Annotated in this window: 23 protein-coding genes and 1 pseudogene; 10 read left to right on the top strand and 14 right to left on the bottom strand. The window is 50.9% G+C overall.

What is annotated here, in order from left to right; translation table 11 throughout:
- Position 1 precedes the first annotated feature (1 nt).
- The 5 genes from ACFOE0_RS09105 to ACFOE0_RS09085 all read left to right on the top strand — a co-directional run bounded on the left by ACFOE0_RS09105 (position 2) and on the right by ACFOE0_RS09085 (position 8,650).
- Positions 2-1,948 (top strand): ABC transporter ATP-binding protein, encoded by a 1,947-nt coding sequence (locus ACFOE0_RS09105; protein ID WP_248935581.1) that lies wholly within the window; start codon positions 2-4, stop codon positions 1,946-1,948.
- A gap of 27 nt (positions 1,949-1,975) precedes the next feature.
- Positions 1,976-3,844 (top strand): DUF3466 family protein, encoded by a 1,869-nt coding sequence (locus tag ACFOE0_RS09100; RefSeq protein WP_248935580.1) that lies wholly within the window; start codon positions 1,976-1,978, stop codon positions 3,842-3,844.
- A 221-nt stretch (positions 3,845-4,065) separates the two neighbouring features.
- Positions 4,066-4,242 carry a ribosome modulation factor gene (rmf, locus tag ACFOE0_RS09095; RefSeq protein WP_248935579.1) on the top strand — a complete coding sequence of 59 codons (177 nt, stop codon included), beginning with the start codon at positions 4,066-4,068 and terminating at the stop codon, positions 4,240-4,242.
- Positions 4,243-4,478: 236 nt separating this feature from the next.
- Entirely contained in the window at positions 4,479-5,558 is a 1,080-nt protein-coding gene (locus ACFOE0_RS09090) for an efflux RND transporter periplasmic adaptor subunit (RefSeq protein WP_248935578.1), read from the top strand.
- Positions 5,558-8,650: an efflux RND transporter permease subunit gene (locus tag ACFOE0_RS09085; RefSeq protein WP_248935577.1), complete on the top strand. Its 3,093-nt coding sequence runs from the start codon at positions 5,558-5,560 to the stop codon at positions 8,648-8,650. Before ACFOE0_RS09090 ends, ACFOE0_RS09085 begins: the two co-directional genes overlap by 1 nt.
- A 328-nt stretch (positions 8,651-8,978) precedes the next feature.
- Here the strand turns inward: ACFOE0_RS09085 and ACFOE0_RS09080 are convergent, their stop codons facing one another.
- From ACFOE0_RS09080 to ACFOE0_RS09030, 11 genes are all read right to left on the bottom strand, one after another.
- A complete protein-coding gene (locus tag ACFOE0_RS09080; RefSeq protein ID WP_248935576.1) occupies positions 8,979-9,221 on the bottom strand; it encodes a DUF2897 family protein in 243 nt (80 codons plus the stop codon).
- Between the two features lie 21 nt (positions 9,222-9,242).
- A complete protein-coding gene (gene kdsB, locus ACFOE0_RS09075; protein ID WP_248935575.1) occupies positions 9,243-9,980 on the bottom strand; it encodes a 3-deoxy-manno-octulosonate cytidylyltransferase in 738 nt (245 codons plus the stop codon).
- A gap of 191 nt (positions 9,981-10,171) precedes the next feature.
- A complete protein-coding gene (gene can / locus ACFOE0_RS09070; RefSeq protein WP_115138444.1) occupies positions 10,172-10,789 on the bottom strand; it encodes a carbonate dehydratase in 618 nt (205 codons plus the stop codon).
- Between the two features lie 70 nt (positions 10,790-10,859).
- The gene (locus ACFOE0_RS09065; RefSeq protein WP_248935574.1) at positions 10,860-11,588 is read right to left on the bottom strand and encodes a M15 family metallopeptidase; all 729 of its coding nucleotides are present in this window, start codon (positions 11,586-11,588) and stop codon (positions 10,860-10,862) included.
- Positions 11,546-12,679: a succinyl-diaminopimelate desuccinylase gene (dapE, locus tag ACFOE0_RS09060; RefSeq protein ID WP_248935573.1), complete on the bottom strand. Its 1,134-nt coding sequence runs from the start codon at positions 12,677-12,679 to the stop codon at positions 11,546-11,548. Before dapE ends, ACFOE0_RS09065 begins: the two co-directional genes overlap by 43 nt.
- The gene (locus ACFOE0_RS09055) at positions 12,679-13,020 is read right to left on the bottom strand and encodes an ArsC family reductase (RefSeq protein WP_248935572.1); all 342 of its coding nucleotides are present in this window, start codon (positions 13,018-13,020) and stop codon (positions 12,679-12,681) included. Before ACFOE0_RS09055 ends, dapE begins: the two co-directional genes overlap by 1 nt.
- A gap of 46 nt (positions 13,021-13,066) precedes the next feature.
- Positions 13,067-13,579, bottom strand: coding sequence for a PTS glucose transporter subunit IIA (crr, locus tag ACFOE0_RS09050; RefSeq protein ID WP_248935571.1), 513 nt, complete (start codon positions 13,577-13,579; stop codon positions 13,067-13,069).
- 44 nt (positions 13,580-13,623) lie between these two features.
- Positions 13,624-15,345, bottom strand: a complete 1,722-nt coding sequence (gene ptsP / locus ACFOE0_RS09045; RefSeq protein WP_248935570.1) for a phosphoenolpyruvate--protein phosphotransferase — start codon at positions 15,343-15,345, stop codon at positions 13,624-13,626.
- A 4-nt stretch (positions 15,346-15,349) separates the two neighbouring features.
- Positions 15,350-15,616, bottom strand: coding sequence for an HPr family phosphocarrier protein (locus ACFOE0_RS09040; RefSeq protein ID WP_248935569.1), 267 nt, complete (start codon positions 15,614-15,616; stop codon positions 15,350-15,352).
- A gap of 11 nt (positions 15,617-15,627) precedes the next feature.
- Entirely contained in the window at positions 15,628-16,011 is a 384-nt protein-coding gene (locus ACFOE0_RS09035; RefSeq protein ID WP_248935568.1) for an ACT domain-containing protein, read from the bottom strand.
- A gap of 138 nt (positions 16,012-16,149) precedes the next feature.
- Positions 16,150-17,709 (bottom strand): methyl-accepting chemotaxis protein, encoded by a 1,560-nt coding sequence (locus ACFOE0_RS09030; RefSeq protein ID WP_248935567.1) that lies wholly within the window; start codon positions 17,707-17,709, stop codon positions 16,150-16,152.
- A gap of 194 nt (positions 17,710-17,903) precedes the next feature.
- On the opposite strand from ACFOE0_RS09030, the pseudogene ACFOE0_RS09025 reads away from it, so the two are divergent.
- The 3 genes and pseudogenes from ACFOE0_RS09025 to ACFOE0_RS09015 form a co-directional block, all read left to right on the top strand.
- Positions 17,904-18,515 (top strand): annotated as a pseudogene (locus ACFOE0_RS09025) (DUF3334 family protein); the annotation flags it as partial.
- Between the two features lie 205 nt (positions 18,516-18,720).
- Complete coding sequence (locus ACFOE0_RS09020) at positions 18,721-19,872, top strand: cupin domain-containing protein (RefSeq protein ID WP_248935566.1); 1,152 nt, start codon at positions 18,721-18,723, stop codon at positions 19,870-19,872.
- Positions 19,873-20,023: 151 nt separating this feature from the next.
- A complete protein-coding gene (locus tag ACFOE0_RS09015) occupies positions 20,024-21,238 on the top strand; it encodes an RsmB/NOP family class I SAM-dependent RNA methyltransferase (RefSeq protein ID WP_248935565.1) in 1,215 nt (404 codons plus the stop codon).
- 84 nt (positions 21,239-21,322) lie between these two features.
- On the opposite strand, the gene ACFOE0_RS09010 is transcribed toward ACFOE0_RS09015, so the two are convergent.
- Complete coding sequence (locus ACFOE0_RS09010; RefSeq protein ID WP_248935564.1) at positions 21,323-21,742, bottom strand: secondary thiamine-phosphate synthase enzyme YjbQ; 420 nt, start codon at positions 21,740-21,742, stop codon at positions 21,323-21,325.
- A 106-nt stretch (positions 21,743-21,848) separates the two neighbouring features.
- Between ACFOE0_RS09010 and ACFOE0_RS09005 the strand changes: the two genes are divergently transcribed.
- Together ACFOE0_RS09005 and ACFOE0_RS09000 are read left to right on the top strand one after the other, a co-directional pair.
- Positions 21,849-22,016 (top strand): hypothetical protein, encoded by a 168-nt coding sequence (locus tag ACFOE0_RS09005; RefSeq protein ID WP_248935563.1) that lies wholly within the window; start codon positions 21,849-21,851, stop codon positions 22,014-22,016.
- Between the two features lie 178 nt (positions 22,017-22,194).
- Positions 22,195-22,638: a hypothetical protein gene (locus tag ACFOE0_RS09000; RefSeq protein WP_248935562.1), complete on the top strand. Its 444-nt coding sequence runs from the start codon at positions 22,195-22,197 to the stop codon at positions 22,636-22,638.
- A 267-nt stretch (positions 22,639-22,905) separates the two neighbouring features.
- Here the strand turns inward: ACFOE0_RS09000 and ACFOE0_RS08995 are convergent, their stop codons facing one another.
- Complete coding sequence (locus ACFOE0_RS08995) at positions 22,906-23,988, bottom strand: IS91 family transposase (protein WP_248935561.1); 1,083 nt, start codon at positions 23,986-23,988, stop codon at positions 22,906-22,908.
- A partial coding sequence (locus ACFOE0_RS08990; RefSeq protein ID WP_380711828.1) for a tyrosine-type recombinase/integrase occupies positions 23,985-24,582 on the bottom strand: 598 nt, incomplete at its 5' end. The genes ACFOE0_RS08995 and ACFOE0_RS08990, both read right to left, overlap by 4 nt.

The following is a 24,582-nucleotide window of genomic DNA, read 5'->3' as shown; positions in this document are numbered from 1 at the left end:
ATTGAGTCTGGTTCGAATTAACAAAGGATCACTGGCCTATGGCTATATTCCTTTGCTGCAGGAAGCTGATTTTACCATTGAGGCCGGTGAGCGAGTGTGTATCGTGGGTCGCAATGGTGCCGGTAAATCCAGCCTGTTGAAAGTACTGTCCGGTGACACTTTGCTGGATGATGGTGAATTCAATATCGCCAACGATGTGAAGGTCAGTCGTTTGCAACAGGATCCACCCAAGCAGGAGCAGGGCACTGTTTACGCTTATATTGCCGGTGGCCTGCAGAAAGTGGGTGAGGCGCTGGAGCAGTATCATAAGCTGTCAGCTTCCATGGCCAACGCCAGCCCTGACGAGATGGAGCGAATGCTCAAGCAGATGGAACGTCTGCAGGGTGAGTTGGATCATCTGGGTGGCTGGCAGTTGGATACCCGTATTAATGGTCACTGTAAACGCCTGGCGTTGGACCCTGATACACCGCTGTCAGAATTGTCCGGTGGCTGGCAGCGTAAAGTGGCACTGGCGCGCGCGCTGGTGAGCGAGCCGGATTTGCTGCTGCTTGACGAACCGACCAACCACCTGGATATCGATACCATCGAGTGGCTTGAGCAATACCTGCTGGCCTATAAAGGCGCCATTGTCTTTATCAGTCACGACCGTGGCTTTATCAGCCGCATGGCAACCCGTATTGTCGACCTCGACCGAGGTGTTGTAACCTCCTGGCCGGGTAACTATCAAACCTATTTGGAAGGCAAGGCTGAATGGCTGCGCGTAGAAGCGGAGCACAACGCTGCTTTCGATAAGAAGCTGGCGGAAGAGGAAGCCTGGATCCGTCAGGGGATTAAGGCCCGTCGTACCAGAAATGAAGGTCGCGTGCGTGCCCTTAAAGCGTTGCGGGTTGAGCGTAAAGAACGTATCAACCGCCAGGGCAATGTGGCTATGGCGGTATCTGAGTCAGAGCGCAGCGGTAAGCTGGTATTCGAGGTCACTGACCTTAACTACAACCTGCCTGAACTGCACCTGGTGAAGAACTTCAACACCACAGTAATGCGCGGTGACCGTATCGCCATTATCGGCCCCAATGGTTGTGGTAAGTCGACGCTGATTAAGCTGTTGCTTTCTCAATTGGAGCCTCAATCCGGTAACGTCCGTTGTGGTACCAAGCTGGAAGTGGCGTACTTCGACCAGTACCGTGAGGCGCTGGATCAAGACAAAACCGTTGAAGAGAACGTGGGTGAAGGCAAGCAAACTGTCACGGTGAATGGCCGTGATCGCCATATCCTGAGTTACCTGCAGGACTTCCTGTTTTCGCCTGCGCGGGCTCGTACTCCCGTCAAAGCTCTTTCAGGTGGTGAGAAAAACCGCTTATTGCTCGCAAGGTTACTGTTACGCCCTGCGAATTTGATTATTCTCGATGAGCCGACGAATGACCTTGATATTGAGACCCTTGAATTGCTAGAGTCCATGTTGGCCGAATATGAGGGCACCTTGGTTATCGTCAGTCATGACCGTGCTTTTATCGACAATACAGTGACCAGCAGTTGGTGGTTTGCCGGTAATGGTCGTTGGAATGAGTTCGTTGGTGGTTACCAGGATGCTGTTGAGCAGGGGGCGCGTTTTTATCGTGAACCTGCTGCAGATCAATCAACTGGGGAACCTGCGCCGAAATCTGAGGTCGAAACTCAGGCTGGCAAGCAAACACAGGGTGATGCCAAGCAGGCACAGGCTAAAACCGGTAAGAAACTCTCTTATAAGTTGCAGCGTGAATTGGATGCTTTGCCAGCTCAAATGGAAGCGCTGGAGCTTGAAATTGAAGGTTTGCAGGAGACTGTGAATGATCCGGAATTTTATTCCCGCCCCAGTGACGAAGTGAACGCCGGGTTGAAGGCGTTGGCAGACAAGGAAGCGTTACTGGAGCAGTACTTCGAGCGATGGGAAGAGCTCGAGTCAATGAAGTAAGCACAGAATAATAAATAGGAAATCTGAATGAAGTTATCTTTGGACAAGACCCTGTCACTGGTTGCACTCAGTGTTGTCGGGGCCCTCGGTACCCTGCCGGCTTATGCAGCGCTTGAAGATCAGGCCTATGAAGTTGTTAATATTGAAGATTTTGACCTAAAAGGTACTTTGCCTGATACCCAGCGTGGTTACGGCATGGGTATTAACGCTGATGGCGAGATGGTTGGCGTTTCCAGAGGTCGTAAAAAACTGCGTGATGAGGATGTTGATGATGGCATCATTGATGTTGAAGATGGTATCGCACCGGAAGAGCAGATAACTTTCTCCGTAGATGAGCCTATTATTGCCAACAACTTCACTTTCATTTCATCAGCTAATCAGCCTGCTGGCGAATGGGTTCCTACATTCGACAGCCTGGGTGGTTCGACCGCTCCGAATACTACTCCCCCTAATTCAGTAGATGCCATCTATTATGGCATCAATGATGCTGGTATTAAGGTGGGCTCCGTTTCTGCTCCAGAAAAGAAGCTCACTTATGAGGGCGATAATGAGGATCAGGAGTTTTGGTACTATCGAGACTTCGAGCTCCGCGCTATAGCCAAAAAAGCTGATGGCAGCGAAGTAGAGATAGCTCCGCCATTCACCACCTATGTATATGAAGCCGAAAACGAAGCGCCGGTTGATGTGCTTGTTGGTGGTTGGTCTGTTGCGGCCAATATCAACAATAATCAGCAGGTTGTAGGCTATGCCAGTACGGATATCAGCGATTTTGGTGCAGACCGAATCAAAGCCTGTTTCGGTGATGACGTTACCCTGCCATTGGATATCTGTGTTCAGGCCAATCAATTTCCATCAGCTACCGGTAGCCGCAATATCCAATATCAGACTCGAGCTTTCGTTTGGGATCTGGATAACGCCGGTGGTGTCACTGCGACTGAGCTGCCATTGGGGCTGACTCCTGCCGCTGATTCTGAACTCATCTTCACCGCACAGGGTTTGGGCATTAACTCATCCGGTGTTGTCGCCGGACGTTCCGATACTTATCGTGACGGTGATACCGACGATAGAAGACTGGATGCCGGTTACTGGTTGCAGGAAGCCAACGACTCGGGAACTGAGGCCTATGTATTCAAACCTGTGCCTTTTCCAGATCGTGAGTATTACAACACCATCGCCTACGATGTAAATGATGATGGCCTGTTGATCGGTACCTATGACAGATATATTGAAGGTTACTTAAGAACCAAGTTCTTTACCTTTGATACTGTGAACGGTGGGCAAATCACTACTCCTCTGGATTTCTACGGCAATATTTCTGATTTGAGCAGCACTCCCCGAGATATCAACAATCAGGGTAAAGTTGTCGGATCGATTGATATTACCCATGATAAGGAAACGCCACGACCTCGCTCTGGTTTCCTGTATGATTCTGCAGCCGCTGAATTGGTGGATCTGAATAAGGTATTAACCTGTGAATCCAAAGGACTTGAGGCTGATGGTAATGGCAGCTGGAAACGTCATGAGGTACAGGTTACTGACGGAACGGGTCTGGAGCTGAGTTACCGAGCGGAAATCCGGGTAGTGGATGCTGATTCTATCGCCGAAGATGGCACTATTGTCGGTACCGCATTTGTTAGAAAGCCTATGTATCAAGTGGATTTGAACGGCGATTTGGTTTTGGAGAATGGGCAGCCGGTATTTGAGTTGAATGCCAATGGTCAGCCTCTGACATCTTTCCTGCCGCGTGCAGTGGTTCTGAAGCCATCCAATGGTGCTATCTGTACCTACGTGGACCCAGACGACGATGACGCACCATATGAGCGTAAGGGCGCTGCTGGCCTGGGTTGGCTGATGCTACTGCCGCTGCTTTGGGTACGACGCAAAATTATTGGTTAACAAAATATTAACATTTTCAGTATTTTAAGGCTGAAATGATATTTAAACGAAAATCGGAGCCCAGGCTCCGATTTTTTTTCACCATGTTCTCAATAGCTTAATATTTGAACGCTAAAATACCCGGTTTTGATCATTGATCTTGGTTCCAAAACGTTCTATTCCTAACAGTGGAGTTGGATATTTTTTCCGCTTCCCTTTTGTGTAGAACAGAGGATGCTTACATGAAAAGACAAAAACGAGATCGGCTAGACAGGGCTTTTTCCAAAGGTTTCCAGGCTGGAGTGGGTGGTCGCTCCAAGGACAATTGTCCATATTCCAATCTGGACTCCAGGTCGCAATGGCTTGGAGGTTGGCGGGAAGGCGTAGAAGGTCGACTTAATGGGACATTTACCAAGTAACAGTTAATTCAGCGTCAAGCATAAGCAAAATGCCCTCTTTTCAGAGGGCATATTTGTATCCGCCTCTCCACACAATTTTCCAGAAACCTGTAGTTACAAATCCTTCCTTGCAGCATCGATTTTTATTGAACTTACAGCGGGTTAAATGAGTAATTATGTAACCAAAGGTAAAGTTACTTGATGTGACTTTGCCTAAATGTAAACTGGCCAAAGATTTCAGCAGGATAGATGAAGTAATGAAAAAAATTATAATTGGTGTGCTGGTTCTGGGGATCGGTGCGGCAGGCTATTTCTATTGGCCAAAACAAGAGTCAAAAGGACGCAGTGGACCCCGGGGCCCAGTTAAAGTGGTCGTGACAGAAGCGGCGATGGCTCAGGTTCGCGATGAAGTTGAAGCGCTGGGCACGCTTAAGGCTAATGAATCTGTATCTATTACTCCCAAGGTGACCGATGTGGTCACTGAAATTCATTTTGATGACGGTAACCTGGTAGAGCAGGGCAGTCTGCTGGTGCAACTTCAGGATGTTGAGCAGCAGGCCAGAGTTAAGGCCGCAAAGGTGAAGCTTGAAGAGCAAATGCGAGAGCTTGCCCGTATTCGTTCTCTGGTCAGCAATAAAACCGTTGCCGAATTGGAACGGGACCGACTTCAGTCACAGTTGGATACCGCCAGGGCCGAGCTGGAAGCGGCACAATCGTCATTGACTGACCGTCGTATTGCCGCGCCTTTTGCAGGTCGTCTGGGTTTACGTCAGGTCAGCATTGGCGGCCTAGTTACCCCGGGTACTTTGATCACGACTCTTGATGATATCTCTGTCGTTAAGTTGGATTTTACCGTGCCTGAGCGCTTTATCGCTCAGATGAAACCGGGCAAGTCAGTGGAGGCTCTCAGCACCGCTTATCCGGATGAAGTGTTTGTCGGCACCGTCAGCAGCATCGATAGTCGGGTAGATCCTGCCACACGGGCAGTCACAGTGCGGGCTCAGATCGCCAATCCTGAACTAAAGCTGCTGCCGGGTATGCTGATGCAGGTAAAGCTTATCCGTGACACCCGGGAAGCGCTGATGGTACCTGAGTCTGCCATTATCCCAATCAGTGACCGGCATTATTTGTATCTGGTAGTGGACGGTAAAATTGAACGCCGCCAGGTGACTATTGGCTCCCGTGAGCGCGGTTGGGTGGAAATCACAGAAGGCCTGACTCCCGGTGAGTCTGTGGTTATCCGCGGCATTATGAAAGTTCGCCCCGGCAGTGAAGTAACCACTGAACAGGGCGAGCGTTTTACCTTTAAGGATAAGACGGACACGGAGCGAGGCTGATGATACTGACAGATATATCGGTCAAACGCCCGGTTCTGGCGTCTGTGATCAGCTTGCTGCTGGTCATTCTTGGTCTGGTCTCTTTTGGCAAATTGCCTTTGCGGGAGTACCCGGATATCGATCCACCTGTGGTGTCCATTGACACCAACTACCGGGGCGCCAGTGCTTCAGTGGTCGAGAGCCGTATTACCCAGTTGGTGGAAGACAGGGTCAGTGGTGTTGAAGGTATTCGCCACATCAGCTCTACCAGTCGGGATGGGCGCTCCAGTGTCACTCTGGAGTTTGATGTAGGCAGGGATATTGAGTCCGCCGCCAATGATGTGCGCGACCGTATCTCGGGCCTGCTGGATAACCTCCCTGAAGAAGCTGACCCACCAGAGGTTGAAAAAGCCAACTCCAGCGATGAAGTGATTATGTGGCTCAACCTGGTGTCGGATCGCCTTAACACACTTGAGTTGACTGATTATGCCCGCCGCTATCTGGTCGACCGGTTCTCTGCATTGGATGGTGTGTCCACCATACGTGTGGGCGGCGGTAAGGTTTATGCCATGCGGGTGTGGCTGGACAGGCAACGCCTTGCAGCTCATGGCTTGACAGTCGCTGATGTGGAAAGTGCGCTGAGGTCTCAAAACGTTGAGCTGCCGGCAGGTTCCATCGAGTCTGCTGAACGTCATTTCTCTGTGCGGGTTGAGCGTTCGTTCCAAACCCGTGATGACTTTGCCGATCTGGTGCTGGCCGAAGGTAACGATGGCCATTTGGTCAGGTTGGAAGATGTGGCGCGGGTCGAGATTGGCTCCGAAGAAGAGCGGATTATGTTCCGTGGCAACGGCGAGTCCATGATTGGACTGGGCGTGGCCAAGCAGTCCACTGCCAACACACTGGACGTAGCCCGTCAGGCCAATGCATTGGCGGATGAGCTGAATAAAACCCTGCCCGTTGGCATGGAGATTAAACGCTCCTACGACAGTTCTGTGTTTATTGAGGCTTCCATTAAAGAGGTTTATCAAACACTGTTTATCGCGATGATATTGGTCATCGTGGTGATCTACCTGTTCCTGGGCAGTGTTCGGGCAATGTTGATCCCGGCTCTGGCGGTACCTGTCTCGCTTATCTCTACCTTTATCGTACTGTTTGCGCTTGGCTATACCATTAACCTGCTTACCTTGCTGGCGATGATCCTAGCCATCGGCATGGTGGTGGATGATGCCATCGTCATGCTTGAGAATATTCACAGACGTATAGAGCAGGGTGAGACGCCCCTGAAGGCGGCCTTCCTGGGGGCGCGTCAGGTAGCCTTTGCGGTGGTGGCGACAACACTGGTGCTGGTTTCTGTGTTTATGCCAATCACCTTCCTTGAGGGCGATCTGGGTAAGTTGTTTAAAGAGTTTGCTGTAGCCATGAGTGCAGCGGTTATCTTCTCCAGTATCGTGGCGTTAACGCTGAGTCCTATGATGTGCTCCAAGGTACTGAAGAGTGCAGAGCATGATCCCTGGTTGGTGCGTCAGGTGGATCGGGCGATGAATGCGTTATCCCGTGCCTATGCGCGTCTGTTAAGTCAGGCGGTTAAAACTCCTGTGATAGTTGCTCTGATTGCTGTCGCAGCACTGGCATCCAGTGTATTCCTGGTAAAAGAGTTGCCTCAGGAGTTTGCCCCCCGGGAGGACAGGGGCGGTATCTTTCTGATGGTCAATGGGCCTCAGGGCGCCAGCTATGAGTACATCAAGGAGTACATGAATGAGGTGGAAACCCGCCTTATGCCCTTGGTGGAAAGTGGTGAAATTAAGCGATTGCTGGTTCGTGCTCCCAGAGGCTGGGGTACTGTGGCGGACTTCTCCGGTGGTATGGCGATTATCGTGCTGGAGGATTGGTCTGAGCGCCGTCCGGCCGGAGCGATAGCTGCAGATATCCGGGCGAGGTTGTCCGATCTTGCCGGTATCCGTGCTTTCCCTATCATGCGTCAGGCTTTTGGCCGGGGTGTGGGTAAGCCGGTGCAATTTGTGTTGGGCGGCCCGACCTATGACGAACTGTCTGCATGGCGGGATATCCTGCTGGAGAAAGCCAAGGAGAACCCTAATCTGCTTGGGCTTGATCACGACTACAAAGAGACCAAACCTCAGCTGAGAGTGGTTATCGATCGCGACAGAGCCTCAGATATGGGGGTGTCCATTGCCCATATTGGTCGAACGCTGGAGTCAATGCTGGGGTCTCGTCTGGTCACCACCTTTATGCGGGATGGCGAAGAGTATGATGTGATAATCGAAGGTAACCGCGAATATCAGAATACCGCCAACGATCTCAGCAATATTTATGTACGCTCCGACCGGGGTGGCGAATTGATTCCGTTGTCCAATCTGGTGACAGTGGAGGAGTTTGCCGATGCCTCTAATCTCAATCGCTATAACAGGATGCGGGCGATTACCATAGAGGCCAGTCTGGCGGAAGGTTACAGCCTGGGTGAAGCGCTGGATTACCTTAATGACCTGGTGGCCGAGCATCTGCCTGCTGAGGCGGTGGTGAGTTACAAAGGCCAGTCGCTGGATTATCAGGAGTCGGGAAACAGCATGTACTTTGTGTTTATGTTGGCGTTGGGGATTGTGTTCCTGGTGTTAGCGGCACAGTTTGAAAGTTATATCCATCCGTTGGTGATTATGCTGACCGTGCCTTTGGCTACCCTTGGCGCTTTGTTGGGGCTGTTTTTCACCGGCCAGAGTCTGAATATCTACAGTCAGATTGGCATCATTATGCTGGTAGGTCTTGCCGCCAAAAACGGCATTTTGATTGTGGAGTTTGCCAACCAGTTGAGAGATGAAGGGCTGGAGTTTCAAAAGGCGCTGATTGACGCTTCTGTGCAGCGGCTGCGCCCAATTTTGATGACGGGCATCACCACTGCGGCCGGAGCCATTCCCCTGGTACTGTCGTTCGGGGCAGGTTCTGAAACCCGCTTTGTGATAGGTGTCGTGGTGCTGAGCGGTATTGTGGTCGCGACTCTCTTTACCCTGTTGGTTGTACCTGTAGCCTATAGTGTACTGGCGAAATACACCACAACGCCGGATGAGGTCAGTAAGCGCCTTGAGCGGGAACTGGCCGACTAAATACTGGCGAATTGCCAAACCTGAAAACAAACACGCCAGTCATATTGACTGGCGTTTGTATACCAATCCACATAGAAGATTGATCTCATCAGAGCCATGTCAGCCATTCGAGTACAAGCGAAATTGGTGACGACATAGTGGTTCTATGGCTAGACAATTTTGTGCAGTAATCGTGTGGCTGCCAGCCTCCCGAAGGGCGAGTTTTAAAGGCGCGCATACTGCCCAGAGCACTCTCGATTTATCCCGATAGACCTTCAATTGCTCTGATTGTCTTCACACCTTTAAATTCTCGCTGAGTGAGTAAACTCCTATGCGGATTGGTATTGTATTATTCGTCTTTATCGTCATCCCACTCTTTGTATTTGGGATACTTGGAAGAACGGGTTTCAGATTCTGGCTTATCCTGCTCTGCTTTGTCCTCAGACCTTTTGTCTTTGGTTTTAACTGACTTGTCTTTGTGGTTACCAAACTGATGCATTTTGAACTTGGCCGTGTGTTTAAGCACAACCAGATTGCTGGCAATAATACCAACCACAAGCACGATCAGCAGTACGGTTTCCCAATCGGACATAATCAATCCTCAAAACGCAGCTTAGTCGGCGGCAAGTCTCTGCTCACACTTACGGATATCGGCTGGCGTGTCGACTTCAGGAGAGTCAAAAGCGCCGATGGCTACTTTGATTTTATAGCCATTTTCCAAAGCTCGCAGCTGCTCGAGTTTCTCCAGAGACTCCAGGCGGCCAACCGGTAGATTGGCAAATGTGTGCAGGAAGCGACGGGTGTAAGCATAGATCCCCAAATGCTTGTGCATTGGGTAATCATCAACGTCACGACCGTGTGGAATAGAAGCACGGGAGAAATAGATAGCAAACTGGTCGTTATCGTAAACCAGCTTGACGTTGTTTGGGTCGGTGCGCTCGTTGTCCCGCAGGATCTCAACGCCTAAAGTTGCCATCTCAAACTGTCCCGGCTGTTGCTTGAACAGGTTGATCAACTGCTCGATGCAGATAGGGTCAATCAGTGGCTGATCACCCTGCAGGTTGATGATCAATTCATCATCCGGCAGGCCAAGATTTGTGGCGGCTTCTTCCAGACGGTCGGTACCTGAAGCCGCGTCACTGCCTGTCATCACCACTTTGCCACCGAAGCCTTCTACGGTCTGGCGGATACGCTCATCATCAGTGGCGACATAAATATTGTCCAACCCTTCGGCCAGAGATGCGCGCTCGTATACGCGCTGGATCATTGGCTTACCGTTAATCGGTGCCAGTGGCTTTCCGGGAAAACGGCTGGAGCCATAACGCGCCGGAATTAACAGGGTTACATTCATGGTGTTACCTTCTTGTCAAAAGAGACGCCACCTCGGCGTCAGACTGGTGCCAGAGCCTAAACCTGAACTTCAGGGCATGCAAGTAGAGCAAGCGGGATGACAGGGCAATTTTTTCATATTTGCCCTGTATATGCAGCAAGATAGTGAGGTTTTTTGAGGAGCGTCAGCTAAGATTCAGCAAACCAGCCTTGTCAGCCGTTAGAGGCTGACCCGCTGTTTTCATCCCGGGTGACATCAAGATCAGTAAGTAGCCCGTTGTCGATGCTGTAGATCCAGCCATGTACCGAGAGTGACTGTCCCCTTTGCCAGGCATCCTGAACGATGGAGGTGCTGATAACATTCTGTACCTGCTCAATTACATTGAGCTCGCACATACGGTCAATCTTTGTCTGGCCATCCAATTGGTCTATCTCGTCTCGATATGTCCGGTAGACATCACGCAAGTGCCCAAGCCAGTTATCGATAAGACCAAGACGCCCATCACTGAGAGCGGCTTTGACTCCGCCACATCCATAGTGACCTACCACCATGATATGTTTGACCTTCAGTACTTCGACCGCGTACTGAATCACAGACAGGCAATTGAGATCCGTATGTATCACCATATTGGCGATATTACGGTGCACAAAGACTTCGCCGGGCATCAGGTCAATAATTTGATTGGACGGAACCCGGCTGTCGGAACAACCGATCCAGAGATACTCGGGGGTTTGTTGTTGGGCCAATTGCTCGAAAAAGTCTGGTTTTTCGGTACGGATCCGCTCGGCCCACAGCCTGTTGTTATCAAATAGAGGCTTCAAAATTTTCATTGAAATTCACTTAGGTAAAGTGGTTTTTTCCACAGAGATGAGTCTAGCAGCAGTTTTTGCTGAGACTGGTCTATCCTTTGGAACTCATCTCTGGAATTGGGGCCACTTTGTAGACAAACTCATTAACGAGTTTCTCAAGCTGGGAAATTACGGATCCTTTCAATCCCAACTCACTGTGTTGCAATATCGACGACAGGGTATCGATATTGAATGAGTCCAGATACTCACTGGACTCGGGAAAATAACTCAAATGCCAGGGCTCTGGGCTGACGCCGCTGAGACCTGCCTGAAAAGGGAAGTAGAAACCATAGTCTGCGGCATTTGCCAGCAGCCACTGGTAAAGCTGGTGGCAGGGACCCGCATCCAGGTATTCTGCCGGGACAAGATTCAGCTCAGACTGGTTAATCATGGCTGCATCAAACACGTCGATATCGGTTCCCCAATGATGGCGGGAACATCCCGGCAAGGCAGACCAGATAAGGATTAACTGCACCAGCTCATCTTCTGTATAGTCTGTCGGGTTCACCAGTTGGCAGTATTTATCCAGCAATTGCCTGCGGCCACTGGCTTTCCCGTTCCAGATCGCAAGTTGGCGCTCGAAGCTGCGATGGCCAGAACAAATAGTGAGTGCTATTCCTTCTTTACCGCAGGCTTGTTGCATTGCCAGAAAGGCGGCTTTTGCCGCCGTGGTGAGCATGGTGTTGCCAACTGCGTCCAGCCCCTCATCGGTCAAACCATAAAGGCGGCCGTTGGGGATCAGCGGCACAGCAGTTTTTCCAGAATCTTTTCGTAGCAGCATGCCAGTAGCTCCAGATCTGCAGTACGAACACATTCATTCACTTTGTGAATGGTGGCATTCACCGGGCCCAGTTCAATAACCTGTGCGCCGGTAGGGGCGATAAAGCGACCATCGGATGTACCGCCGCTGGTCTGAGGATCCGTCTGTGTACCTGTCACCTCATAGATCGCTTCCCGGGTTGCATCCAACAAAGGTCCTTCACCTGTGAGGAAAGGAAGTCCGTTGAATACCCAACTGATATCATAGTCCAGACCATGGGCATCGAGAATGCCCAGAACTCTTTCTATCAATATTTCGGCTGTCACTTCGGTGGAGTAGCGGAAGTTAAACATCACCTCCATCGCTCCTGGGATCACATTGGAGGCACCTGTTCCCGCGTTAATATTGGCTATCTGAAAGCTGGTAGGAGGGAAGAACTCATTGCCATTATCCCATTTGATACGAGCCAGTTCTGCCAGCGCCGGGGCCGCTCTATGCACAGGGTTATCGGCGAGATGCGGGTAGGCAACATGCCCCTGAACCCCTTTAACGGTGAGGTTACCGGTGAGGCTGCCACGACGGCCATTTTTGACAATATCACCCAGCAGGTGGGTTGATGATGGTTCGCCTACCAGGGACCAGGTGATCTTCTCATTACGGGCTTCAAGGGTATCGATAACTCTTGTCGTGCCGTTGATAAAAGGGCCTTCTTCATCACTGGTGATCAGAAACGCGATGGAGCCATTGTGGTCAGGATGTTTTTCAACAAAGCGCTTGGTGGCCACCATCATGGCTGCCAGTGAGCCTTTCATATCTGCTGCGCCCCGGCCGTGCAGATAGCCATCTATCTCTCTTGGCTCGAACGGAGGGGTATGCCACTGATTCAGGTCACCTGCCGGAACAACATCAGTATGGCCGGCAAAGCAGAACAGCGGGCTTTCGCTGCCTTTTCGGGCCCACATATTGGTGGTGTCTTCAAACACCATAGACTCAATATCAAACCCCAAAGGTGCCAGGTAGTCAGCCATCATTTTCTGGCAGCCGGCATCCTCGGGTGTGACTGAAGGGCGGGCGATTAAATCTATCGCGATATCGGTAACTTCTCTGCTCATCAGGCAAACCAGGCTTGATAATCAGCGTCTTTGAAACCCACCATGACTTTGCCGTTGGCTGCCAGCACAGGACGTTTGATCAGAGTAGGGTTGGCCATCATCAGTTGTATCGCCTTGGCTTCATCAATGTTTTGCTTGTCGGCATCATCCAGAGCGCGAAAACTGGTGGAGCGTTTGTTCAGGACCGCTTCCCAGCCCAAGCTTTTTACCCATGCGGTCAGATCGATTTCGTCCAGACCCTGTTCCCGGAAATCATGAAATGGAACATTGTGCTCGTTGGTTTCCAGCCATTTGCGGGCTTTCTTGACGGTATCGCAGTTTTTAATGCCGTAAAGGGTCACTGTTTACTCCTGTTATTCTCGTCTTGGGGCGCACACGATGCAGTGTTTATTGCATGGTGACGGTGAAAATGGTGTCTTTACCTGCGGTGACGCTGCCTGTTTTCTGGGTCATGGAGGCAATATCTTCCATATTGGCAACCACTACAGGGGTCAGCACGCAGGGAATTTCCTGTTTGATTGATTTCAGGTCAAGCTCGATAACCGGCTCACCGGCTTCAACCTGGGAGCCTTCCTCTTTCAGGCGGGTAAAGCCTTTTCCGCCCAGCTCTACTGTTCCCACACCAAAGTGAACAAAGAGTTCGATGCCATGGGGGCTTTCAATGCTGAAGGCGTGATTGTTTTCAAAAATTTTGGCCAGAGTGCCTGAGATAGGGGCGCACAGTTGCTTTCCGCTGGGTTCAATGGCTATACCGTCGCCGACAATTTTTTCAGCGAATACCTTGTCCGGTACATTCTCCAGTGACACCAACTGACCACTGACGGGCGCCAGAATATCTACCCCGCCTTCAACCGGGGGCTGGCCTGAAACCATACGTCTGATTCGGCTTAAGAATCCCATAACCTCTTGCCTGCTATCCTTAATTTAACCAAACGACAGGATACTCAATCAGAGGGGGAATTGACAGGGGCAATGCAGGCCTTCAGTTCATCCAAACGTCGACATTTGAGCGCTTTTTCAGCAATGAGGCCAGCGGCTTCCATATCGGTTTCAAGAACCTTTGCTTTGACTTCCAGCAGTCCGCTGGGGCTCAGGCTGAACTCATCCAGTCCCAATCCCAGCAGTAACGCCGTGGCTTGAGGCTTTCCTGCCAGTTCTCCGCACATAGATACAGGCAGTCCGTATTGATGTGCAGCATCGATACAGTGCTTGATTAACCTTAGCAGGGGAGGTGACAGGGTCGGGAAGGCGCGGGTAATTTCTGGCTGCATACGGTCTGCAGCCATGGTGTATTGGGTCAGGTCGTTGGTCCCTATGCTGATAAAATCAAGCTCAGGTAACATGCTTTCCAGATTCAGGGCCGCCGCCGGAGTTTCGACGACAATCCCCAAGGCGATCTCTCCATAGCCTTGTTCATTTTGCAATAGTAATTGCCGACACGATTCCAGCTCGGTCAGCACCCAGTCCAACTCTTCTACCTGGTTTATCATGGGGAACATCAGCCTGACTGGACCATGGTTGGCGACTCTGAGCAGTGCTCTGAGCTGACTGCGGAACAGATCCGGGTGGGTATAGCTGTACCTTATTCCCCTGAGGCCCAGCGCCGGATTGGGCTCTTTAGGTAACTTAAGAGCTGCCAGTACTTTGTCTGCGCCAATATCCATGGTTCTGATGGTAAACGGTTTGCCGTCCAACTGCCGTAAACAATCCAGGTAGGCTTTGTACTGCTCCTCTTCATCAGGTAACTGCTCGGCATTCAGCAGCATCAGCTCGGTCCGCAACAAACCAACGCCTGCGCCGTTAAGAGCCAACAGCTGATCGATATCGGCTTTACAACCGACATTGGCCAACAGAGGCACAGGAGTACCATCCCGGGTCACACACTCTCGGTCTATCAGCTCCGCCAGCGCATCCTGCCTCGCCTGAAACTGAGCCAGAGACTTTTTCAGTTTTGAAATGGTATTGGCTGATGGGGAAATATGCAGGGTTTGCTCGTTGGCATTGAGGATAACACTGTCCCCGGAACTCACTTCTCCCGGTTCAATGCGGCAGCTAAGCAGGGCTGGTATGCCAGCGGCTCTGGCCAGAATGGCTGTGTGGCTTGTCAGTCCGCCTTCAATCAGCACCAGCCCTTTAATGGACTTCATCGGCAGTGCGGCAAACTCTGCCGGAGTCATATCCCTGGCGATCAATATGGTGTCGCGCTCTAATGTATTGAGATCCGGAAGTTGCTCACCACACAGTTGCCTCACAAGGCGTTGCCCCAGGCTCAAAATATCTTTGGCTCTGGCGGCAAGGTATTCATCTTCCAGTGCTTCCAGCTCATCGGCATGCTGCTGCACAATGCTGTCTACCGCCAGGTGAGCGGGCAGCCTGAGGGTGGAAATAGCCTGATGAACCGCCTCAGTGAACTCTTCATCTTCAAGCAGCATGAGCTCTGCTTCAATCAGCTGCCCCTGTGGGGAGCTTTCTTCAAACTGCTCCAGCAGTGGCGTTAATTGAGAAATAAGGGATTGGCAAGCTGAATCAAAGGCCGATTGCTGATTGGCAACGTCGGCTGGTTTGATTCGCTGATTGGCATCAATATCGGATGGTGGCGGTAACACCAGAGCGGTGCCAAAGGCGATACCTGCAGATACTCCGGTTCCCTGAGCAATGCGGCCCATATTGTTATTCCAACTCACTTAGCAGTGTTGCCAGAGCTTCTACTGCCTGATGTGCATCCTGACCCGACGCAATAATCTCTACCTGCGCGCCGCAGCTCAGGGGCAGGGTTTGCAGTTTAAACAGGCTTTTACCATTGGCTTCTTTGCCGTCGCACGCCAGCCGGATATCGGCTTCAAACCCTTTCGCCGCTTTAACAAAAAGGGCGCCGGGGCGGGTATGGATGCCGTGCCTGGCTTTAATGATCAAAGATTGGCGATGGACTGCGGTCATGGAGGTGCCTACTAATAATCAATAACCTGATACTGCTTTTGTTTAAGCGCAGCCTTGGCGGCTTCAAGTGTGTCTTTTTTTACCAGGATGTAGTCAGTATCAAAGGTAGAGATGGCAAAAATACTGATGTTGGCTTCTGCCAGCGTGGAGGAGATACGCGAAAGAATACCTGTCATGGAGAATCCCAGTGGCCCAAGAATTTCAAGGCAGCGCCAGTCGTCCTCCTGCTCAAGACTCTCCAGAGCAAGATCTGATGGCACGACCACAGAAAGCTCTTCCCGGGTTTTGCCAATAAAGAACATAGGTTGAGAAAAAATCGACGCCGGAATCTCCGTATCCGGACTGAAGCTGTGAATGGTATAAAGTTGCGCGTGAACAGCTAGTGTCAGTCTCACCTGGGCTCCCTCTCTCGGTGAAATGAAAGTCACCTCAAGCTTAACACAATATCAATTTGCGTATAGCGGCATAGGCAGGGCAAAAAAGAATCCTTGAAGGGAAGGGGAAGAGAAGGCCCGGCAATGCCGGGCCCGTATTCAGGCTTTAAAGTGGCCCAGGCCTTTGGTTATCTGCTCACTCATGATTTGCAGCGCGCTCGATGCCTTGGCGTTACTTTGATTGGCCTGCAGCGACACCTCGGTCAGTTCACTGATATTACTGACGTTACGGCTGATTTCTGCGGTGACCAGTGACTGTTCTTCAGTGGCACTGGCAAGCTGAGTGTTCATATCACTTATCTGGTTAACCAAGGCAAGGATTGCTTCCATTGCCTCGGCGACATTGTCGGCCTGCTGCTGCAGCTGTTTTGATTGCTCCTGTGTCGTTTGGTTGCTGGTCAGCACCGCAGTCACACCCTGCTGGATCTCCTTAATAATAAGTTGGATCTGTTCGGTGGAGGATTGAGTCCGGTTGGCCAGAGCCCGAACTTCGTCTGCGACTACAGCAAAGCCCCGTCCCTGAGCGCCGGCTCTGGCCGCCTCAATGGCTGCATTTAAAGCCAGCAGGTTGGTTTGCTCAGAGATGCCCTGAATAACGTTCAGAATATCCCCGATACGATTACTGGCGTGCTCCAGTGACTCTGTTACTGTGCGGCTTTGGCTGAGTTCCTGCCCAAGCACCCTGATCTTTTGAGTGGTGTGACTCATCATCTCCAGGCTGGTATCCGCCTGTACTCTGACACTGGCTGCTGAGTCTGCTGCATGCTGGGTATTGGCTGCCATCTCCTGTGTAGTGGCCAGCATCTGCTTGACGGCAACCGCCACAGCAGAGGTTTCCCGGTGAACATGTTCTGCACTGTGGTTGGCATCCTGAACGGCCTGCTGCAGGCGGCCGGACTCCTGGTCCAGGTTACTCCCCAGGGGCTGTAGCTGACTTATGGTTTGACCAAGGTTGGAGACGAACTCATTGAAAGCCTGACTGAGCTGGGCTACCTCATCCCGGCCTGAGGTATCCAGACGTTGAGTTAAGTCTGCATCGCCCCTTGCGATATTCTCCATTGCAGCAATGGCTTGTCCCAATGGCTGGCTGATGGAGCGATTCAGGACCAGAAAGAACCCAAAGATAGGGAGGGAGATAATCAACATAATGATGAGATAGTTTACTGCCAGAGAAATCATGGTCTCATTAATTTCACTTTCCAGCCCCCAGGTGGCCAATACATGATTGGCGGCAGGTTTGGCACCAATAATCAGAGTGTCGGTTTTGCCTTGAAAGCTGACCTCAACCTGAGTTTCTGCATAGCCGTTTGACTGTGCTGAGGCTGCCAGTTTTTGCCACTGGGATGGGCTTACCGTGCTGCTCAGAGCATCGGTTCCGCCAAGGCGATTGCCATTTGGAGCGAGCAGAACAAAGCTGCCACTCTGCCCATATTTCAAACCATCAATTAAGGTCTTTGGTGCGATCCCGCTTGATGCCAGCGCAGTGAGCAGGCTCACCCCGGTATCCAACTGCTCGCGGATCTGTTTGTTTTGTTGATGCTGCAGATTGCTACGCTGCTCAAGAATAGAGAAAGAGGCGAACACAAAGGTACCTATGGCGGCGAGTACCAACATCAGAATAAGGCGTTGCAGAATCGTGAGCTGTCTCAGTAGCAACATGGATATGAGTTCCCTTCATGACATAAGAAAACCCATCTTAATGAATTGACTCAAGTTGTTAATCTTAATGGGTTAAAAATGTTAACCCTGTGGCACTTTAATTTGCATATTATGAAAAATTAGCTGCTGAATTCATTTTTTTGCGACTACGCTTTATTGATAGGTAACTCCTTTTACAGCAGATGGATGGAATCATGAATGCAATAGCCTCACCGGAAGTGGTGACTTCAGATGATATATTACTGACCCTTTGTCGCAGCGTGTCTGAAGTGCTGTCCAATACGACAGATTCAACAATCAGACACTCGGGTATGGTGCGACGTATCAGTCAGACCAAGCTCAAGCCGGATATTGGTTGTTTTTCAGTATTCGATGGTGGTTTTTCGGGACTGGTGTTGCTGAACTTCAGTGGCGAAGCCGCGGTGGAGATATATCGAAAGTACATGCTGAACATGAACTTCAAGGAAAGCGAGTTGTCGTTCACCCACACCTCAGATGACGTCAGTAATGTCATGGGGGAACTGACCAATCAGATTATCGGCGACTTTATCTTTAAAGTGTCCCGCGAGCTGCAAACCTCCATTAATCAAAGCCAGCCCAAGATGTTGACCATCAATAAGGCGCTTAACATCTCTATTGATGCCAATCTGGATAACCCTGTGATGAGTCGCATGGCCTTTATGACAGAAGACAATCACACGTTTTACATGGAGTTCTCCATGGATAAGAGTGAGTTTGTCCGTTTGGAAGAACCTGATCCGGAAGAAGATTATGACCCTGATGTTCTGCTGGCCAAGCATGGTTCCTAGGGGATATATGAGTTAAGTGAAAATGCGCAGCTTGGCTGCGCATTTTTTATACCCGGCAAACAATGTAATCAAAGTCGCCGTGATCTTGCTCACATTGTTTGGTTGCACTTCCTGTTAGCATGCGTGCCCTTTTTTCCTGCCACTGGCGTGCTTTCAATGCCGTTGGCGCACGTAATGCCGTTAACGCAACAGGGCGACTTTGATGCAACTGAATTTGAATAATCTGACCCCAGAGCAATTTCTGGCTGAATACTGGCAGAAGAAGCCAGTGGTTATCCGCCAGGGTTTCAAAAACTTCAAGGATCTGCTGACGCCGGATGAAATGGCCGGTATGGCGATGGAAGAGGAAGTCGAGTCACGTCTTATTTGGCGTGAAGGCGAAAAGTGGCAGGCCGCCTTTGGCCCATTTGAGTCCTACGATCACTTGGGGGAAGAGGGCTGGACACTGGTCGTTCAGGCGCTGAATAATTGGGTTCCTGAAGCGGAAAAACTGGCCCGCCAATTTGATTTTATCCCGCGCTGGCGTTTCGACGATGTGATGGTGAGCTTCGCGGTACCGGGCGGCGGAGTCGGTCCACATATCGACCTGTATGATGTATTCATCTGTCAGGGCTCGGGTCGTCGTCGTTGGCGAGTCGGTGATAAGGGTGAACACCGCGAATTTGCAGCTCACGAAGCCCTGCTGCACACAGATCCGTTCGAGCCTATTATCGATGTAGAGCTTGAGCCGGGCGACATCCTGTATCTGCCACCGGGTTTTCCTCACGATGGCGTGACTCTGGAAGCGTCCATGAGCTTTTCGGTTGGCTTCAGAACCGCATCCGCCAGGGATATGTTCAGCGCATTTGCCGATTATCTGATTGATAATGAGATGGGTAAGGCGCAGATTGAAGATCCTGACCGCACAGTGACAAATACCCCAGGATGCATAGACAACAGTGATCTGGCCCGTATTCGCGAGCAACTGCTGAGTGCCCTGACTGATGATTGCATCAGTGATTTTGCCGGCCGTATGCTGACCAACTCCAAATGCTCGCTGGATCTGTTTGAAGAAGCCTGGGACGTGTCTGCCGATGAGTGGCTGGACCAACTCCAAAGCGAGCCGTTGAGCCGTTTGGGCGGATTGCGCTGTCATTACTTTGAGCATAATTACCGCAAAGGCACGTTTTACCTTAATGGCGAGGCAATCAAAGTGCCTGGTGAGTGTGCAGGTTTGATTCCGCTGCTGTGTAACTGTCCACAGCTAGAGTGGGAGCAACTGCGCCCATGGCTGGATAACGATCAGGTGATTGAGCTGATGACCGGCTGGATCTCGCAAGGCTATTGGTATTTCGACGCCGACGATCAGGACTGATACTGCTTAACTGTCGATAAGGCCGGGGCATAACCTGAACCAATCAGGTCAGCACCCCGGCTTTTTTATTGCTGGCTGGTTGCTAACCGTCGCCTCAGCCCCTATGATCCCCCGGTTTTCTCTTCCCGGACCATACCAACTGGTATTTGATATGTTGAAATCCTCTCTGTCCGCGTCTGCGGCTGACCTGGTTATCCAGGTACTGACCAGTGCCCTGTGTGATAACCGTCCTCTGGACCGTGCTTATTCCCTGGCATTCTCCGGCCTGAAAATGGCACCTCAGGCACAGGCCGAGATCACTCAGGTGGCGGGTGACATTATGCGTCGCCTGAATTTGTACTGTTTCCTGGCCAACATGACCCCAGAGCAGGTCGCGCAAAAGGGCACCTTGCTGTTGAATGTATGGCACAGATTCCACAAGCTGGATGCCCCTAAATTCCGTTACTGCGAAGTATTGGAAGATAAAACGCTGGAGAGTCGTATCGAGCAGGCCAAATCTGACCCGGCATTGTGGGATGGTTGTCCGCAGTGGCTCAATGATCTGGGTGAGCAGCAGCTTGGTGACAGTTGGGCCGCTGAGCGTGAAGCCATGTGGCAGGCTCCTGCTCGCTACCTGAGGGTGAATGAGCTTAAGTGTGACCGCGATGCACTGGCGAAACGTTTGAGTAAAGAGGGTGTGCAGACCAGTGAAGTCGACAACGTGCCGACAGCTCTGAAAGTAGAATCAAATTCAGCTCTGTTTCGTACCCAGGCCTTTAAAGATGGTTGGTTTGAGCAGCAGGATGCCGGCTCTCAGCTGGTAGCTGCAGCACTGGATGCCAAGCCGGGTATGCGGGTGATTGATGCCTGCGCAGGCGCAGGTGGTAAAACATTGCACCTGGCAGCACAAATGCAGGGTAAAGGCAGATTGCTGGCCATGGACGTTGAGCAGTGGAAACTGGACAACCTTAAAGAGCGTGCCCGCCGCGCCGGTGCCCACAATGTGGAAACCAGAATTATCGCCTCCAGCAAGACCATTAAGCGCCTGAAGCTGACGGCTGACCGTTTGCTGCTGGATGTACCCTGCTCAGGTTTAGGTGTTCTTAAGCGCAACCCGGATACCAAGTGGCGTGATACACCTGAGCGTCTGCAGGTGCTGATGGATCTGCAAAGCCATATTATCGACAGCTACAGCCGTATGGTAAAAGTGGGTGGTCTGATGGTATACGCAACATGCTCTATCATACCGCAGGAAAACCGTGAGCAGGTGGACAAGTTCCTGGCATCTCACCCTAACTTCCGTCTGCTGGATGATGAAACCATCACGCCGGCAAACTCAGGTTTTGACGGTTTCTATCTGGCCCGTATAGAGCGTATTGCTGAATAAGCCAGATTTTCTTGTTGAAATATCAAAAGGCCGCATAGTTTACCTGTGTGGCCTTTTTGTCGTTGGTCTGTGCTCAAACAGGAGCTATTCTCCCTGCAAGGTAATCACCAGGCTGCGGCTGCCGCCATGATCCCTGTGTTCGCACAGATAGATGCCTTGCCAGGTGCCCAGATTCAAGCGTCCATTAGTAATGGGCAGGGTCAGGGAAGGGCCCAATAAACTGGCTTTCAGGTGCGCCGGCATATCGTCGCTGCCTTCGTAGATGTGGGTATAGTGAGGAGCATCCTCAGGCACCATGCGGTTAAAGTGGGACTCAAAGTCTACTCTGACACTGGGATCCGCATTTTCATTCACTGTCAGCGACGCCGAAGTGTGTTTTATCAGCACATTCATCAGGCCCACATTATAGCTTTTCAGCTCCGGCAATTGAGCCAGTACTTCGTCTGTTACCAGATGAAATCCCCGACTTCTGGCCTTCAGGCGAATTTCCTTTTGTTTCCACATACTTTGACTCCAATGCAAACTTAATTGACTGTATTCTATCGCAAAGACGCAATCAGCCAAGGCTATGGTTGATAGTGAGCCCGGAACAATAACAAGGAGTGTTACCGTGTTGGATTTTTTATTGGCCCTGTTGGGGTCAGTGGATGGGGCTGATCCTGCTCTGGCCAAATCGATGAAGCGTTCAAAAACTCTCACCATTATGGTGATCGTAGGCATGCTGTTGTTTGGCGGCTTTATTCTGTTTCTGGTGCATATGGCGGGCAAGCAGGGTTGATGTCGGCAGCCTGAGTTTAGGTGTATTTCCTTAACTCATATTTGCCCCCAAGTTGCCTCTGACATGAATAAGATATGAAGTCGTTTAATGAACCCGGACATTAACCACGGTAGACCAAGCTTGCAAGGTTGTAGTACTTTGCAAGGTCGCAATATATTAATGTTAGTTGCCTAGGACAATGTTAAGAATATTTCTACTTTTATTGATTCCACTTGCTTCAGTAGCGTCAGAAGAAAGTGAGGCACATGAAACAGTCTGGGTAGAATCACCTAAACAATTTAACTGTGCTCCGAGTGAAATAACACTGGAAGATAGTGTTTCCATTTCTCTTGGCGAAAATTCATTTGAGGAGTTAGCTATATTTCGGGAGTCAGATGGTACGTGGTTATTTTTGGTTGTCGGTAGCGCCCCAAAAGCAATGAATAGTTTAATGTCACCTGCTGAGCTTAAATCAAGAAATGTATTCAACTTAACCCCCGAAACAACTGGTTTCCGCTGGGAGGCTAATGGCTACAATGAAAAAATATTTACGGCTCCTGGCAAATACACTATATACAACAGTGATATTTTAGAGAGCGAAGTTGGCGGTTATAAGTGCAGCATTGTAGTAGTCGGCAACTAACAAATAAGGATAGGCCGCGCGCAGCCGCGTCCTTATCCCGGGTGTTGAACAAGCCCGGGGTTGAGAAGTGATACCTTTATATAGTAAATAGCGGTGTGAGCACTCATGCTGGTGTGGATGTTCAGGCAACTCTGTCACTTTTAAAAAGACGTGCAATGCCGTTAGCCAAACCGCCAGCTAAATAAATCAAGCTATATCAATCTATTGCCAGCCTCCTTTTTTCACTTTGTGTTGCGGTGACTCTCGGCACTAACCATCTGTGTCACCTCAGAGGGTGACGGCCTGGCTCGTCGGTCGCCTGCGAAGATGAACGCTCATAAACTGCATTGGTTGTTGGCAACAGGGACAAACCCGTATTGCAGCGGCTCGCTTAGGCTCAGGCATGATGGGGAATACGGCGCCCGCAACGGCCAACACCAGCTGTATCTGTCGTCGGAGTGTGCAGCAGCATCCCCGCATCAGTCCATAATCTCTCACCCGTCGCAGTCCTTTGGGTAACACATGCTGCAATATCAACCACAGGAATTTGAGTGTGGGTAAGGTCCGTATTTCACGGCGGTCGGTTTGGCTATTGTGATAGGCGAAGCTGACATGGTCATCCGTGACATTGACGATACTGCTATCGGGCAAGACACCCCGGTATAGATAACGTGACAGATACTTCAGCGCGGGCAGGCCTTTGCCAATATGGCGGCAATCTACCACCCACTTTTTAGGCACTACGGCGGGCAGGGTGATATTGGGTTGGCGTGTTAAATATGCCAGCAAGCGTGCGCGCCATAAGGTCGCCAGATTAAAGGCATTGAACAGGTACTGACCTTTATGCTTTTGCCACTGTTGTTTGCCCTGATGAAAACTCCCGGCCGGGATGATGAAGTGAATATGTGGGTGGTAGTCCCGGCGTCGGTTGTGGGTGTGTAGTACGCCGGTGAACCCAATCTCACCTCCCAGTTGCTTGCAGTGCTTAGCAAAGTCTTTTAATACGCTGGCCGCCACGGTGAACATGGCTTGATAGACTGGCTCTGTATATGTTTTGGCAATAACACGCAGCTCATAAGGTATGGTGAATGTCACCATAAAATAATCAACGGGCAATAATTTAGCCTGTTGCTTTGCCAGCCAGTCCATGGTGGTGTTGTGTTGACACTGATGGCAACTGCGATGACCACAGGACAGGGGAAAGTCTGCGGTATGAGGGCAATGTTGACACGCCCACTGACTGGTTCGTTCGGGTTGGGCGCGGCAGCAGAGCATGGCGTGAATGGCATCATGCATCTCGGGGGTGAGTCTTGGTCCATACCTTTGATTAAACGCCTCAAGGTGGTCACGTAAGATATCGATGAAGGTCATACGCCACACTCCCAGGTTAACGCCAGACAATCGGTGAGCTGGTTGATGGCCTTGGCCGTGTGTTGGCGGGTGATGTGGGTCAGTCGGGTATAGCGGGCAGTCGTATTGAGGCTGTTATGGCCCAGTAGGCTTTGTACCGAGCGCAAGTCCAGTCCTTGCTCCAGTAGGTGAGTGGCATAGCTGTGGCGCAGGTTATGGGGGCTGATGGCTTTATGAATGTTGCACTCAGCAATCACCCGCTTTAACGCCCGCTGAATGCCGCCTTTATCCATGAGTGAGTCTGGTTTACCGTCCTTCCCCGGAAACAGGCTCTGGGGATGACGATGGGTTTGCCAGTAATATCGCAATGCCAACAAGGTGCGATTAGGCAGCGGCACCAGTCTGTCTTTGCCGCCTTTGGCGTCACGAATATGCACTTGCATTAAGGCTGAATCGACATCCCCTACACGCAGTGAAATGGCTTCCCCAAGACGCAAGCCCATACTGTACAAGGTGAGAAAAAACACCTGATAGCGTAGCTGACGGGTGAGACTGATGACGATGGCCACTTCGGTTGGGGTGAGGATATCAGGCAAGCGTTTGACTTGCGGTGGC

The sequence above is a fragment of the Shewanella submarina genome, assembly GCF_042646185.1.
Lineage (GTDB): Bacteria > Pseudomonadota > Gammaproteobacteria > Enterobacterales > Shewanellaceae > Shewanella > Shewanella corallii.
Note: the sequence above shows the minus strand (reverse complement) of the source record. Positions and strands in the feature narration are given on the sequence as shown.

What these genes read in the sequence shown, in the direction of transcription:
- ACFOE0_RS09090 (WP_248935578.1), top strand. Translation starts at nt 4,479, where the DNA reads ATGAAAAAAATTATAATTGGTGTGCTGGTTCTGGGGATCGGTGCGGCA.
- dapE (WP_248935573.1), bottom strand. Translation starts at nt 12,679, where the DNA reads ATGAGCAGAGAAGTTACCGATATCGCGATAGATTTAATCGCCCGCCCT.
- ACFOE0_RS09085 (WP_248935577.1), top strand. Translation starts at nt 5,558, where the DNA reads ATGATACTGACAGATATATCGGTCAAACGCCCGGTTCTGGCGTCTGTG.
- can (WP_115138444.1), bottom strand. Translation starts at nt 10,789, where the DNA reads ATGAAAATTTTGAAGCCTCTATTTGATAACAACAGGCTGTGGGCCGAG.
- ACFOE0_RS09080 (WP_248935576.1), bottom strand. Translation starts at nt 9,221, where the DNA reads ATGTCCGATTGGGAAACCGTACTGCTGATCGTGCTTGTGGTTGGTATT.
- ACFOE0_RS08995 (WP_248935561.1), bottom strand. Translation starts at nt 23,988, where the DNA reads ATGACCTTCATCGATATCTTACGTGACCACCTTGAGGCGTTTAATCAA.
- ACFOE0_RS09000 (WP_248935562.1), top strand. Translation starts at nt 22,195, where the DNA reads ATGTTAAGAATATTTCTACTTTTATTGATTCCACTTGCTTCAGTAGCG.
- ACFOE0_RS09010 (WP_248935564.1), bottom strand. Translation starts at nt 21,742, where the DNA reads ATGTGGAAACAAAAGGAAATTCGCCTGAAGGCCAGAAGTCGGGGATTT.
- ACFOE0_RS09100 (WP_248935580.1), top strand. Translation starts at nt 1,976, where the DNA reads ATGAAGTTATCTTTGGACAAGACCCTGTCACTGGTTGCACTCAGTGTT.
- ptsP (WP_248935570.1), bottom strand. Translation starts at nt 15,345, where the DNA reads ATGGGCCGCATTGCTCAGGGAACCGGAGTATCTGCAGGTATCGCCTTT.
- rmf (WP_248935579.1), top strand. Translation starts at nt 4,066, where the DNA reads ATGAAAAGACAAAAACGAGATCGGCTAGACAGGGCTTTTTCCAAAGGT.
- kdsB (WP_248935575.1), bottom strand. Translation starts at nt 9,980, where the DNA reads ATGAATGTAACCCTGTTAATTCCGGCGCGTTATGGCTCCAGCCGTTTT.
- crr (WP_248935571.1), bottom strand. Translation starts at nt 13,579, where the DNA reads ATGGGATTCTTAAGCCGAATCAGACGTATGGTTTCAGGCCAGCCCCCG.
- ACFOE0_RS09015 (WP_248935565.1), top strand. Translation starts at nt 20,024, where the DNA reads ATGTTGAAATCCTCTCTGTCCGCGTCTGCGGCTGACCTGGTTATCCAG.
- ACFOE0_RS09040 (WP_248935569.1), bottom strand. Translation starts at nt 15,616, where the DNA reads ATGACCGCAGTCCATCGCCAATCTTTGATCATTAAAGCCAGGCACGGC.
- ACFOE0_RS09065 (WP_248935574.1), bottom strand. Translation starts at nt 11,588, where the DNA reads ATGCTGCTACGAAAAGATTCTGGAAAAACTGCTGTGCCGCTGATCCCC.
- ACFOE0_RS09030 (WP_248935567.1), bottom strand. Translation starts at nt 17,709, where the DNA reads ATGTTGCTACTGAGACAGCTCACGATTCTGCAACGCCTTATTCTGATG.
- ACFOE0_RS09020 (WP_248935566.1), top strand. Translation starts at nt 18,721, where the DNA reads ATGCAACTGAATTTGAATAATCTGACCCCAGAGCAATTTCTGGCTGAA.